General features: G+C 69.6%; 7 protein-coding genes. 4 read left to right on the top strand and 3 right to left on the bottom strand.

Features of this window, described 5'->3' with window-relative positions:
• Nucleotides 1-177 precede the first annotated feature (177 nt).
• Nucleotides 178-2,448 (top strand): amino acid adenylation domain-containing protein, encoded by a 2,271-nt coding sequence (locus G361_RS0102055; RefSeq protein ID WP_196814389.1) that lies wholly within the window; start codon nucleotides 178-180, stop codon nucleotides 2,446-2,448.
• On the opposite strand, the gene G361_RS0102050 is transcribed toward G361_RS0102055, so the two are convergent.
• Nucleotides 2,432-3,217 carry a phytanoyl-CoA dioxygenase family protein gene (locus G361_RS0102050; RefSeq protein ID WP_019925383.1) on the bottom strand — a complete coding sequence of 262 codons (786 nt, stop codon included), beginning with the start codon at nucleotides 3,215-3,217 and terminating at the stop codon, nucleotides 2,432-2,434. The genes G361_RS0102055 and G361_RS0102050 overlap by 17 nt on opposite strands.
• Before the next feature lie 769 nt (nucleotides 3,218-3,986).
• Between G361_RS0102050 and G361_RS0102045 the strand changes: the two genes are divergently transcribed.
• Nucleotides 3,987-4,586, top strand: a complete 600-nt coding sequence (locus G361_RS0102045) for a response regulator transcription factor (RefSeq protein ID WP_196814388.1) — start codon at nucleotides 3,987-3,989, stop codon at nucleotides 4,584-4,586.
• A gap of 61 nt (nucleotides 4,587-4,647) precedes the next feature.
• Here G361_RS0102045 and G361_RS41895 read toward each other — a convergent pair whose 3' ends face one another.
• Entirely contained in the window at nucleotides 4,648-10,293 is a 5,646-nt protein-coding gene (locus G361_RS41895; protein WP_019925381.1) for a non-ribosomal peptide synthetase, read from the bottom strand.
• Nucleotides 10,294-10,467: 174 nt separating this feature from the next.
• Here G361_RS41895 and G361_RS41890 point away from each other — a divergent pair, with 174 nt between their 5' ends.
• A complete protein-coding gene (locus G361_RS41890; RefSeq protein ID WP_019925380.1) occupies nucleotides 10,468-11,334 on the top strand; it encodes a RimK family alpha-L-glutamate ligase in 867 nt (288 codons plus the stop codon).
• Nucleotides 11,335-11,493: 159 nt separating this feature from the next.
• On the top strand, nucleotides 11,494-13,104 hold the full coding sequence (gene mdlC / locus G361_RS0102030) for a benzoylformate decarboxylase (protein ID WP_019925379.1): 1,611 nt from the start codon (nucleotides 11,494-11,496) through the stop codon (nucleotides 13,102-13,104).
• Between the two features lie 134 nt (nucleotides 13,105-13,238).
• Here mdlC and G361_RS0102025 read toward each other — a convergent pair whose 3' ends face one another.
• Nucleotides 13,239-14,411: an acyl-CoA dehydrogenase family protein gene (locus G361_RS0102025; protein ID WP_019925378.1), complete on the bottom strand. Its 1,173-nt coding sequence runs from the start codon at nucleotides 14,409-14,411 to the stop codon at nucleotides 13,239-13,241.
• Nucleotides 14,412-14,415 lie beyond the last annotated feature (4 nt).

Genomic DNA, 14,415 nt, shown 5'->3' with positions numbered 1-14,415 from the left:
ACACCGCCACGGCGGCCCTGCCTTTCCTGCCTCGACGCTAGAATCCGGCGACCTCGTCCGGACGTCACGTGAATCGGCGACGGCCGGCGAGGGTGTCGGGTAAACGGGGGACACGACCGCGCGACCGCGGCCTGGTTGGGTGGGAAACCGGACATAGCACCGAGAAGCGAGATGTCGATGCCATCGGAATCTGCCGGTCCCCTCACGATCCCGGACTCGCTGACCCGCGCGCTGCACGCGCTGGCGGCGGCGGCCGGGACGAACGACTTCGTGCCGCTGTCGGTGGCCGCGATGGTGCTGGCGGGCCGGCTGTCCCGGCCCGGTGCGACGCGCCGGGTCCGGCTGGTGCAGGGTCCGCGCGAGGCCCTCTCGCCGGGCCGGGTCGACCCGGCCGAGAGCTTCCGCGCCGCGCTCGACTGGATCGGTGAGCTGCGGGTCGCGCCGACCCCCGGGGAGGCCGCGGACCGGCAGGTCGACGCCACGATCATCGTCTCCGACGACGGCCGGCGGGTGTACGCGGAATGCGGCGGCGAGGCGGCCGACGCGCCGACCGCGCTGTGCTGGGCCCGCACCTACGTGCGCCTGCTGAGCGGCCTGGCCGACGCTCCCGACGCGCCGATGACCGCCTCACCCCTGCTCGACACCGCCGAACGCGCGCGAATCCTGTACGGCCTCAACCCCTCCCGCCGGCCCGAGATCCGGCATCGCACCCTGGCCGGGCCGTTCGAGGAGCAGGTGGCCCGCACCCCCGACGCCGTGGCCCTGCTGGACGAGCAGGGCACGCGACTCACCTACCGCGAGCTGGACATCCGCGCCGACCGCCTGGCCCGCGCACTGCTCGAACGCGGCGCCGGCCCCGGCACCCGCGTCGGCATCCTGCTGCCTCGCGGTATCCCGCTCGTCGTCGCGATCCACGCGGTGGTGCGGACCGGCGCGGCCTACGTACCGCTGGACGCCGACCTGCCGGATGCCCAGCTGGCCTACCGGCTCGCCGACGCGGCGCCGGGTCACGTGCTGGCCGGCGACACCTCCCGGGACCGTATCGGTCCCGGTCCGTGGCAGATCGTCGACGTCACCGCCGAACCCATCGGGACCGGCGACCGCGCGGTCGAGTTCCCCTCCACCGCAGGCGGATTGCTGCACATCCTGTACACCTCCGGCACGACGGGCCGGCCCAAGGGGGTCGCCTATCCGGTCGCCGGTGCGCTGGCGCACCTGGCGTGGATGCAGAGCAGATATCCGTTCGCCGCCGGCGACTGCGCGGTGTTCAAGACCTCCCCCGGCTTCGACGTCTCGATCTGGGAGATCTTCTGGCCGCTGTATCACGGTGCGTGCCTGGTGATCTGCGCGCCGGACGGGCATCGGGACCCGCGGCACCTGGCCCGGCTGGTCGAGAGCCATCCGGTGTCGGCGATCTTCCTGCCGCCGACGGTGATGGCCCCGTTCCTGGAACAGGTGACGGCCGCGCGCGCGGGCCGGCTGCGCTGGGCCCTGTGCGGCGGCGAGCCGATCACGGCCCGGATCCGGGACACCTTCCACACCCGGCTGCCCGGCGCCACCCTGGTGAACTGCTACGGACCCACCGAGGCGGGCAACGTCACCGACATGCCGCTGCCCGCCGAGCGCGACGCCCCGGTGCCGCTCGGCCGGCCGGCGGCGAATTTCCGCCTCGCGATCCTGGACGAGGCGCTCGAACCGGTGCCGGTCGGCCTGACCGGCGAGGCCTACATCGCGGGCGATATCGGTCTCGCGCACGGGTATTGGCGCGCACCGGCGGCCACCGCGGAGCGGTTCGTGGCCGATCCGCACGGATCCCCCGGCGCGCGCATGTACCGCACCGGCGACCTGTGCCGGTACCGGGACGACGGCGTGGCGGAACATCTCGGCCGCATCGACCGGCAGATCAAGATCGGCGGCCGGCGCGTCGAGCCCGGCGAGATCGAGTCGGTGCTGGTGGCGCATCCGGCGATCGCGGACTGCGCGGTGCTCGTGCACGGTGATCCGATTCGGTTGTACGCCTTCGTGGTTCCCGCGGCCGAGGTACCGGGCGACCTGGACCCGGCCGCGATCGGCGACCACGCGGCGCAGCGGCTGCCGGCCCATATGCGGCCCGCGCGGATCGTGCCGGTGCCCCGCATCCCGGCCACGGTGAACGGCAAGGTCGACCGGGCCGCGCTGCTCGCGGCGCTGCCCGCTCCCGGCGACGACCGCGAGATCGTGCCTCCCGCAGACGAATTGGAAGCGGCGCTGGTCGACATCTACCGCCGGGTGCTCGACACCGACCCGGTCAGCGTCCTGGACAGCTTCGCGCGGCTCGGCGGCCAGTCCGTGCTCGCCTTCCGGCTGCTGGACGAATGCCTGGCGACGCTGCGCGAGAAGCCCGACGCGACCGAGGTGCTGACCGGCACCATCCGCGAGGTGGCCGCCTCGATCAGAACTCGTCGATGAGCGGTTCCAGTGCGGTGGAGTCGGGTTCGCACAGGAAGTCCGGCCGCCGATTCGGCACCTCCACCGGTACGTTGTCGACGCTGTTGTAGGTGATGATCACCAATTGCCGATCCACCGGCGACATGTTGGCGCCGGAGCCGTGGATCAGGCGCGGATCGAACAGCAGCGCACTGCCTTCGGGACCGGTGGCGGCCCGGATGCCCAGGCGCGCGATGAGCGGCGTCAGCTGTTCGGCGGTCAGTGCGTAGTCGAGGTCGGCGGCGAGATTGGATTTCCACCCGTCGCCGCCGCGCCGGCCCGACGCGACCGTACCCAGACGGTGCGAACCCGGCACGAACAACAGCGGCCCGTTGTGCGCGGTGGCTTCGTCGAGAAATACCGCGATGTTCGTCGCGCGCGGCGCGGGCATGCCGTCCTCGCGCTCCCAGAAGACATAGTCCTGGTGCCACGGCCAGATGTCGCCGTGCAGAGCCCGTTTGGCATTCACCTTGCTCTGATGGACGTACACCTTGCCGTCCAGGATCCGCTCGGCGGCGGCCACCAGGAACGGCAACCGGACCAGCCGGGAGAACAGTGGACTGGTCCGGTGACAGCCGTGCACCGCCCGGACGGTGCGGCCGTCCTTCTCCAGCACCCGGCCGGGATGGTCCACGGTGTAGAGCCGCTCGACCTCCGCGCGCAGCCGTATCCGCTGCGCCGGTCCGAGAACGTCGGGAACGACGACGAACCCGTCCTCGTAATAGGTATCCAGCTGGTCATCACTCAGCACGGCACGCCCTCTTCTCACGAGCATTTGTCGATAACCATCGTTCTCGGTCGGCAGGCCGTCGGCTCCTCCCAGCTTTCTGGGACGCGGCAGCGCGAATGGATCGGCGCGATCTGGGTATCAGTTGATTACTTCGAGGTGTGTAGAAAGAAAACTCTGCCCGATCCGCTTGGCTGCGATATGGTCGTACGGAATAATCGGACATGCGACCTTAACACTTTCGAAATCCAACCGGGATCGCTGTGCGTGGGGCACTCACCCGGGAAGACGGTTCAGGCGTTACATTCCGTCCTCCGCACCGAGCACCTACCGGAGAAGAACCGGTCGCCGGCACAGGGAGGGCTGAATGCCGGATCTGAAATTTCATCTGCACACGAGGCAGTATTCGACCGAACGGTCGGTGTGTGGCGGGCAGCCGCGCGCGGGACCCGGACCGGCGCCGCTGCCGTAGACTCGAAATTTTTCCGGCTCGTTCCGAGCCCTGTCGGACATATGTGCCGATTACGAGAATTGAATTCTCTCGAATTCCGATCGTCCCGCACCACGGGATGTATTCGCGCTACCTGTGCGCGAGGGTGAACACAACGATGTGATACTCCCCATCCGGGGGCCCGCGGCCGTACTGCCGCACCGGCTGCCGAACACAGGGACAACCGCGACGAAAGCGCTGGGGAGCTTACTTGTGATTCGGACCGACCTGCTCATCAAATCGCCCTTGTTTCTCATGGGGTTGTGCCAGACTCTGACCACCGCCGGAATCAAAGTCGTCGCCGTGCGTTCCTCGGCACACGAGGACCCGTTCTGGCTGGCGGACGCCGCGTTGATCGACGCCGCAGCCATCCCGCGCGAGGATCTGACCCCGGTCACCGCCGCGGCGAAATCCACCGCGGTGCTGATCCTGAACAACGAGGCCGCCACCGACGACGAGATCTACCTGCGCGCCGGCGCTTCCGCGGTGATCAGCAAGTCGGAATCGGGCGACAGCATCATCCGCGCGGTACAACACGTAGCATCCGGGACCGCGATCGGCGCCGTCGATTCGCTGCGCGCGGCCTTCGATCCCGCCGAGACCGCCGCGCGGTTGTCCCGGCGGGAGGAGCAGGTGCTGCGTCAGATCGCCCACGGCCTGACCCACGGACAGGTCGCCGCGCGGCTCGGGATCAGCCCGCACACCGTCGACACCTATGTGAAACGCATCCGGGTGAAACTCGGTGTCGGCAACAAGGCCGAGCTCACCCGCGCCGCGCTGCTCGGCCAGCTGGTCGCGCCGCCGGAGGACGTGAGCGTCACGGCGTATCGACCGGACCCGGGCGTATCCGCGGGCCGCGAAGCCACCGCACCCGCCTGGCCCGATCGCCCGCCTGCCGAGTAGGACCGTCCCGCGGGCCGGCCGGAACCGGCCCGCACCCGGCCGGACCGCGTGGCCTGCCGGGTCAGGGCAGCAACCCGCCCAGCCGGCGGCCGATCTCGCGCATCGGCGCGGGTTGCATGAAATCGTAATGCGCGCAGTCGATTCCGAAGATCCGCAGTTCCCCCTCGACGTGCCGCCGCCAGAACGTCCGGAACGTGTCGGTGACCCCGTCGATCGGACCGCCGTCGGCGTCGAGGGTCGCGGCGAATATCGTCGCCGCGCCGGAATACACCGGCGCGTAGTAGTTCTCCAGCAATCTCACATTGTTGAGTGCCACACGCCGTACCCGCTGTACCAGATCCTCCAGTCGCGGACTGTCCACATCGTGTCCGACGCGGTCGTTGATCCGTTCCTCGATTCGCTCCTCGACGACGATCCCGCGATCACCGGTATCCACCTCGGAATCGAATTCCGGCGCCGCATCGATGATTCCGAGAAATTCGACGGCATGGCCGCGCCGCACGAGTTCACAGGCCACCGCGTGCGCCGCCGTGCCGCCGTGCGACCAGCCCAGCAGCAGGAAAGGCCCCTGCGGCTGGCGGCCGAGTATGCACTGCAGATAATCCTCGATCAGTGCCGGAAACGATTCCACCACCGCATCGCCGTCGATTCCGCGGGATTGGACGGCGTGCACGGGCCGGTCGGTCACATACTCGCCGAGCCACTGATAACACCAGCCCAGGCCGCCGCCGGGCGGCAGGCACCACAGCGGCTCCCGCGCGCCGGTGTCCTTCAGCACGAGTACCCGATCGAAATCCGACTCCCGGGCCTCGTTGTCGAAGCGGGTCGCGAGTTCGGCCACCGTCGAGGCTTCCAGGACCGTCCGGATCGGGATATCGACACCCAATTCCGACCGTATGCGGCCGACCAGTCGTGCGGCCTGCAGCGAATTTCCGCCGAGTTCGAAGAATCCGTCGTCGACCCCGACCCGTTCGACCGCGAGCACTTCGGCGAACAACGCGGCCAAACTCCGCTCACGTTCGGTGCGGGCCGCCCGATATCCCGTCTCGGCGACGAAAGCCGGTTCCGGCAGCGCCTTCCGGTCCAGTTTCCCGCTCGGTGTCGCCGGCAACTGTTCGACAACCAGGATCGAGGCGGGGACCAGGTATTCCGGCAACTGCGTCAGCAGATAGGAGCGCAGCGCGCCGCCGCTGCCGTGCCGGCCACCGGCGAGGACCGCGTAGCCGGCCAGCCGGACACCGGTCGCTGCGGGCCGGGCCACCACGGCGGCCTCGATCACGTCCGGATGCCGGGCCAACGCTCGCTCCGCCTCCCCGGGCTCGACCCGGAACCCGCGGATCTTCACCTGATCGTCGATCCGGCCGCGGAACACCAGTTCACCGATGGCGTTCCAGCGCACCAGATCCCCGGTCCGATACAGCCTGCCGCCGAGCCCGCCGAACGGGTCGGCCACGAATCGCGCGGCCGTGCCACCGGGCCGGCCGGCATATCCGCGGGCCAGCTGCGCACCGCCGACATAGAGTTCACCGACGACACCGAGCGGTACCGGCCGCAGCCGGGAATCCAGCACGTGGAACCGGGTGTTCCACACCGGCGCGCCGATCGGCACCTCGAACCGATCGGCATCGTCGCAGCGATGATCGGTGACCGCCACCGCCGTCTCGGTCGGGCCGTACAGATTGTGTACGTCGACACCCGGCAGCGACCGCACCGCGGTCGCCACCTCCGGCGACAGTTGCTCACCCACCGACAGGATCCGGCGCAGCGTGCGCAGCTCGCCGGCGGTGGCCCGCGCCGCGAACACCGACAGCATCGACGGCACGAAATCGGTGACGGTCACACCGTTTTCGGCGATGGTCCGGGCGAGGTACCCCGGATCCCGATGGCCGTCCGGGCTCGCCAGCACCAGCGTGGCCCCCGCCGCCGGCGGTACGAAGAACCCCCACAGCGAGACGTCGAACACGGTCGCGGTCTTCTGCAGATAGACGTCACCGGGCCCGATCCGGAAATGCGCGATCATCCAATCGATCTGATTCGCGATCGCGCCGTGCGGGACCACGACCCCTTTCGGCAGGCCGGTCGATCCCGAGGTGAACAGCACGTAGGCCGGATGGTCCGGCCGCACCGGGCCGGGCCGTTCCCCGGCCCCCCACTCGGCATCCGAGAATTCGGCCGGTGCCGGGACGTCGACATCGATCACCGGCACCCGGTCGACCACGACGGCGTCCCGGGTCGTGCTCAGCACGAGCAGCGGCCGGGCCGCCGCCACCATCGCCGCGACGCGCTGCGGGGGATGGTCGGGATCGATCGGCAGATAGGCCGCACCCGCCTCCAGAATCGCGTACATCGCGACGACCAGATCGATCGAACGCCGAATTGCCAACCCCACCACCGTTTCCGGCGCCACACCCCCGGCGGCGAGCCGGCGCGCCAGCCGCAGCACCCGGCCCCGCAATTCCGCGTAGGTGAGCCGGACGTCCCCGGACACCACCGCGATCGCCGCCGGATGTGCCGCGGCGGCCCGGCGGAAGCCGTCCGGCAGTGTCCGCGACGTCGTGTCACGGCCGGTGTCGTTCCACGCCGCGAGCAGTCGCCGCTCACCGTCGGACAGCAGTGCGAGCGAACCGATCGCACGATCCGGGGTGGCGAGCCCGCCGGCCAGCGCGGTCAGCAGATGGCCGAGCAGGCGTTCGATCCGATCGGCGTCGAACAGTTCGGTCGCGTACTCCGCGGACAGCTCGAGCCCGCCGTCGGGGGTGTCCACCACATCCAGCGCGAGGTCGAAGCGCGCGGAGTTCTCGAAGACGTCGATCGCCGCCACGGTCGCGGCCCCGAGCGCCATATCCCCGCTCCGGCCACGAGCCGGCTGCAGGCTCAGGCTGATCTGGAACAACGGATTGCGGCCGGGCACCCGCTCCGGCTGCAGCGCGTCGACAATCAGGCCGAAGGGAATGTCCTGCCGCTCGGTGGCGACGAGAACGGTGTCGTGGCAGCGCCGCACGAGTTCCGCGAAACTCGGATCACCGCCGGCATCGGTCCGCAGCACCACCGTGTTGGCGAAGAACCCCACCACCGGCTCCAACTCGGCCCGGGTACGGCCGGAGAAGATCGACCCGACGGTGAGATCGTGCTGCCCGGTGTACCGATTCAGCACGATCAGCAGCGCGGCCTGCAACACCGCCAGGAACGACACCCGGCCGTCGCGGGCATACCCGCGGGCCGTGGCGGTCAGCTCGTCCGGGAAGCGCCGCAGCACAGCGGCGCCGGCGCCGGTGTGCCGGAGCGTCCGCGGCCGATCGACCGGGAACTCGACGGTCGCCACCCCCGCCAGCGCTCCGCGCCAGTAGTCCACCTGGCGCTTCGTCTCGGCCGCGTCGAACCGGCGACGCTGCCACACCGCGTGATCGGCCGGCTGCACCCGCACCGCGGGCAACTCGACGGACTCGCCACGGCAGGCCGCCGCGTACAACTCGGACAGCTCCCCGGTCAGGATCCGCATCGACCAGCCGTCGGCGATGATGTGATGCGCCACGAGTACCAGCACGTGATCCGCCGGCGCCTGCCGCGCCAGGGCGATGCGGAACAGCGACCCGGCCGCCGGATCGAAGGACCGATTCACCTCCGCCGCGGCCCACTGCCGGATCCGCGCGCTGCCGACCTCGGTCACCGGCAGCGAGTGCGGCCGCGGCGGATCGATCACCTGCCGCGGCCGGCCGGCCACCTCGACGAATCGCGTCCGCAGCGCCTCGTGCCGGACCACCAGATCCTGCACCGCCCGCGTCAGCGCGGCGATATCGAGCGGGCCGGCCAGGCGCAGCACGACCGACATGTGATACGCCGACGACGCCGGATCCATCCGATGCAGGAACCACAATCCCTCCTGCTGATGCGTGCACGGCAGCGATTCGCCCCGCGCCACCGCCGTCACGGCATCGGCGACGGGCGCGGCCTCGCTCGCGTCCAGCAGTTGCGCGAGGTCACCGAGCACCGGCGTGCCGAACAGTTGCCGGGGACCGAGCTCGACGCGCAACTGCTCACCGATGCGGGCGATCAGCTGCGTGCCGTGCAGTGAGTTGCCGCCGAGGGTGAAGAAATTGTCACCGGCGCCGACCTCGTCGACCCCCAGCAGCTCCTGCCAGGTCCGCGCGAGCCAGCGCTCGGTGTCGGTGCGCGGCGGAACATGTTCGGCGGAAACGGCTTCCGGATCGGGCAGCGCGGCGAGGTCGAGTTTGCCGTTCGAGGTCAACGGCAGCGCCGCCAGCACCACGAACACCGTGGGAACCATATAGGCCGGCAAGCGTGCCGCCAGATGATCCCGCAACTGCGCGGCATCGGGCTCGGCGCCGCCGGCCGCCCCGGTCACATAGGCGGCCAGATAGGTGTCGTCCCGCATCAGCACCGCGCAGTGGGTCACGGCCGGATGGGCCGCCAGCGCGTGCTCGATCTCGCCGAGTTCGATCCGATAGCCGCGGAGTTTCACCTGGCGATCGACCCGGCCCAGGAATTCGACGACACCATCGGATCGCCACCGCCCCCGATCGCCGCTGGCGTACATGCGCTGTCCCGGCCCCGGCGCGAACGGGTCGGGCAGGAACCGCGTCGCCGTGAGTGCCGAACGATTGAGGTAGCCCAGCGCGACTCCGCTGCCGGCGATGTACAACTCACCCGCCGCGCCGATCGGCACCGGACGTAAACGCCTGTCCAACACGTAGATTCGATGATTCGGCAGCGGCGTGCCGATCGGCACCGGACCACTGAGCGGTGTCGCGGGCAGCGGATGACTCGTGCAGATCACCGTGGTCTCGGTCGGGCCGTAGGCGTTGTGGATCGCCAGACCGGGCCGGGCCCAGCGATTGGCCACGTCGGTGCTCAACACCGCGCCGGCGCAGAACAGCGCGCGCAGCGGGCCGCCGGCCAGCCTCCCCGGATCGAGCACACCGAGAATCGCCGGCGGGACGTAGGCGACGGTGATCCGCTCGTCCCACAGCAGCGCGGTGAGCGCCGCCGGATCGGTGAACGTGTGGTGTCCCGCGGCGATCAGGGTGGCGCCGGCCAGCAGGGTGGCGTAACAGTCGAAGACGGTCACGTCGAACGCCGGATTGGCGATCTGCGGAATCCGGTCGGCCGCAGTCAGTTTCAGCTGTTCGACGGCATTGCGGCAGTAGGCGTACGCGGACCGATGGGAGACCAGCACCCCTTTCGGCGCACCGGTCGATCCGGAGGTGTACATCAGATACGCGGCATCGTCGGCCGCCACGTCGACATCCGGTGGCGTATCCGGATATTCGGCGACACGGACCCGCGCCGCGGCGTCGTCCAGCCGCCACATCGGGATGTCCGGCGCCGATGCGGCGAGGTCGGCGGTGGTCAGCAGCAAGGCCGCCGCGGCATCGGTGACCTGAAACTCCAGCCGGGCCGGCGGATGCCGCGGATCCAGCGGCATCCACGCGGCCCCCGCCTTCATGATCGCCAGTTCGGCGGCGACCAACTCCGGCCCGCGTTCCAGCAGCACGGCGACGATCGCACCCGGCCCGATCCCGGCGGCGATCAGCATGTGCGCCAACCGGTTCGAGCGCCGCTCCAGCTCCCCGTAGGTCAACTCGGCGCCGCCGTGGCACCGGACCGCGACCCGGCTCGGGTCGTGCCCGGCCGTCACCCGATACAGCGGTCCCGAGATGTCGACCGCCCCCGCGACGGCAGCGCGCATGGCTCGCGTACCTCACTTTCCCACCGGTCACACGAGCAGGCGGTACTCGGCTCCACCACCGGCCGGACGCGGTCGTTCCGACGCTATCGGGCGCGGCCCCGGCAGCGCTGTCACGTGAATCGAGGACGGACCCGCCGCACCGGCGACGCGGAACCGACTGGATATCGTGACCACATGATCGAACGGCTCGCATGGGTGACAGCCCGGGACGCTCGGGGACGCGACGACGACGAACCGTTGGCATTGGCGGCGCTGCGCCGCAACGGCGTAACGGTCGACGTGCTCGACTGGGACGATCCCCGGGTGGACTGGTCACGTTTCGAACGCGTCGTCCTGCGATCGACCTGGGACTACACGGACCGGCTGCCCGAATTCCTGACCTGGCTCGACCACGTCGACCGGGTCAGCGACCTGGTGAACACGCCGGCGGCCGTCCGCTGGAACATCGACAAGCGATACCTCGCCGAACTGGATACGGCAGGCGTGCCGGTCACCCCGACCACCTTCGTCCACCCCGGCGCGACCGCCACCTTCCCCGCCGGCGAATTCGTGGTCAAACCTGCCGTCGGCGCCGGCAGCCGCGACGCCGCCGCCTACTGGCCCGACCAGACCGGGACCGCCGTCGAGCACATCGGCCGGCTGCACGCCACCGGCCAGACCGCCCTGGTGCAGCCACTACTGAAATCCGTTGCCACGGAAGGCGAATGGCCACTGATCTTCTTCGACGGACGATTCAGCCACGCCGCCGTCAAACGCGTCGAACTCCCCCGCGCGCGCACGATCGACGAGATGTTCGCGCCGGAGATCAACACCGCGCACACCGCGGCCGCGGCACAGATCGAAACAGCCCAAGCCGCAGTCGATCTCGTCTGCGACCGCGTCGGGACACCGACCTATGCCCGGGTCGACCTGGTCCGCGACGACACCGGCCGATTCTGCGTGCTCGAGGTCGAACTGATCGAGCCGTCGCTGTTCCTGCCGTACGCCGATCCCACCGCCACGGACCGACTCGTCGAAACCCTGACCGGCACCACGCCGTGATCGCACGGATCGGTCACCGAACGACCACAGTTCACGCCGGCCGCTTCGTTGTCCCCCGGTATCGGCCCGCCGCACCGAATACTGGACGCTCAGCAAGGCGCATTGCCCTCCGGCAGGCTTCCCCGGCCCTGTGACGGCCCCGGAAAGAAAGCGGCGACCATGACCGAGCGATCCACTGTGCACAGCGTGACCTACGACCTGCTGCGGACCCTGGAACTGACGACGGTCTTCGGTAATCCCGGCTCCACCGAGCAACCGTTCCTCCAGCAGTTCCCCGCGGACTTCACCTACGTCCTGGGCCTGCAGGAGGCGTCCGTGATCGCGATGGCCGATGCCTTCGCACAGGTCACCGGCAGGCCCGCACTGGTCAATCTGCACTCCTCGGCCGGCATGGGAAATGCGGTGGGCAACCTGGTCACCGCCTACCACGGCAATACGCCCCTGATCGTCACCTCCGGGCAACAGCACCGCGAGTTGGTGATCGGCGAGCCGTACCTCGCCAACCGGGAGGCCACCACGCTGCCGAAGCCGTGGGTGAAGTGGTCCTACGAACCGGCTCGCGCCGAAGATGTCCCCGAGGCCTTCATGCGCGCCTACGCCGAGGCCCGGCAGCCACCCGCGGGACCGGTCCACCTCTCGATACCGATGGACGACTGGCAACGACCGCTGCCCGGCTTCACCCGGGTCCGGACGGTCAGCGACCGCGTCGTCCCCGACCCCGAGCGGCTGCGCGTATTCGCCGACCGCATCACCGCCAGCCGCCGCCCCGCGCTGGTCTTCGGACCGGAGGTCGACCGGGCCGGCGGCTGGGACGCGGCCGTCGCGCTGGCGGAGAAACTGCGCGCTACCGTCTACGGTGCCCCGCTGCTGGACCGCGCCTCGTTCCCCGAGGACCACCCCCTCTTCGCCGGCCCGCTGGGCATGTCGGTGAAGACCGTCGGCGACCGGCTGACCGGGCACGACCTGGTGGTCGTGATCGGCGCCGAGGTGTTCCGCTACTACCCCTACGTTCCCGGCGACTACCTCCCCGAACACACCGAACTGCTGCAGATCACCGCCGATCCGGCGATCGCCGCCGCGGCACGGGTGGGCGACAGCCTGCTCGGCGATCCGAAATCGGCGATCGAACTACTCCTGGACCTGGTCGCACCGGGTTCGGCCCGCACCGCTCCCGAGCCGATGCCGCGACCGTATGCGCTGCCCGCGACCCCGAACACCCCGCTGACCCCGCCGGAGGTGTACGCGGCCCTGAGCAGGGTCCGCCCCGCCGACGCGGCCATCGTCAACGAATCGACCTCCACGATGGCGCAGCAGGTCGAGTGGCTCCCCACCACCAGGACCGGATCGTTCTTCGCCACCGCCAGCGGCGGAATCGGCTGGGGCACTCCGGCGGCCGTCGGCGTGGCACTCGCCGACCGGCACCGCGGAGTCACCCGCCCGGTCATCGGACTCATCGGCGACGGCTCGTTCCAATACTCCGTACAAGCCATCTACACGGCCGCACAACACAATCTGCCGATCGTCTACGTCGTGATGCGCAACGGGGAATACAGCGTGCTCAAGTCGTTCGCGAAACTCGAACACACCCCGGGCGTCCCGGGCCTCGACCTCCCCGGCCTCGACATCGCGGCACTGGCGCGCGGATTCGGCTGCCGCGCAGCCGATGTGACCACCACCGCCGACCTCGAACGAGAATTCACCACAGCCCTGTCCGCTGACACCCCCACCGTCCTCGTCGTCCACACCCGCCCCCAGGACGCGAATTTGTAGAATCCCCGACCCGAGGACCGAACCCGAGTGGATGCCGTCGAGGAGTTCGACGCTCTCAGACCGGACGGTGAGTCCGGTCGCCCCACGGTAAATTGCCACCGGGAATTCCCCTCGCGCACGGTGTGATTCGGTTGTCACCGGCGGGGTAGGCCGAGGATGCGGTGGGCGATGATGTCGCGCTGGATTTCGGAGGTGCCGCCGGCGATGGTGCCGGCGAATGTACGGGCGTAGCGGTTGAACCAGCTGTCGATGAAATCGTCCTTGTTCAGGGGGCTCAGCGGGCCGGTGAATCCGCTGAGCAGGCCGTCTGTTTCCCGGGCCGTGAGGGCGTGTTCGGATGCTCGCTGCATTCCCTCGGAGCCCAGCAGTTTGAGGATCGACATGCTCGCCGCGTCCTCCTTGCCGCGCGCGGCGGCGGCCAGGGTCCGGGAACCCAGGAGCCGGAGCGCTTGCAGGTCCATGGCCAGGGTTGCGAACCCGTCCTGTTCCGAACGGGTGGTCGGGGTGAATTCCTCCACCAGTTGCTGCATCTGGTCGGCGTAGGTCATCCACAGCATGGTGCGTTCGTGGCCGAGGGAGCCGTTCGCGACGCGCCAGCCGTCGTTCTCCGCGCCGATCAGGTTCGCCGCGGGGACCCGGACGTTGTCGAAAAACACTGCGTTGAAATCGAATTCGTCGATCGCGCAGAGAGAAGCGAAGGGGCGGCGGGTGATTCCGGGGGTGTCGGTGGGGATCAGGAGCACGCTGATGCCCCGGTGTTTCGGTGCGTCGGGGTCGGTGCGGACGAAGGTGAGCAGTACGTCGGCGTCGTGAGCGCCGGAGGTCCAGATCTTCTGGCCGGTCACCACGTACTCGTCTCCGTCGCGGACCGCGCGGGTGCGCAGCGATGCCAGATCCGAGCCGGCCTCGGGCTCGCTCATTCCCAGGGAGGCGGTGCGGTCCGCGCGCAGGATCGGCACGGCCCAGCGTTGTTTCTGTTCCTCGGTGCCGAACGTCAGCAGGGATGCCGCGATGATTCCGATGCCTTGTTCGTTGTAGCTCTGGATGATTCGGCGGCGGGCCAGTTCCTCGCGGTGGACGTACTGTTGCAGCACCGTCGCGTTCCGGCCGCCGAAGCCGTGCGGGTTGCCGGGTACCAGCCAGCCGTGGTCGAATTGCCGCCGCTGCCAGTGGCGGGCCCAGTCGGGCACGTGGGAGCTGGATCGGGACCGTTCCCGCGTTTCGGTTGCGGCGGGGGCGTATTCGTCCAGGAATGCGGCGAATTCGGCCCGGAATTCCTCGACTTCCGCGTCGAATGTCAGCTGCATCGGA

The organism is Nocardia sp. BMG111209 (genome assembly GCF_000381925.1).
Taxonomy (GTDB): Bacteria; Actinomycetota; Actinomycetes; order Mycobacteriales; family Mycobacteriaceae; genus Nocardia.
This window is presented reverse-complemented; position numbering and strand designations above follow the sequence as displayed.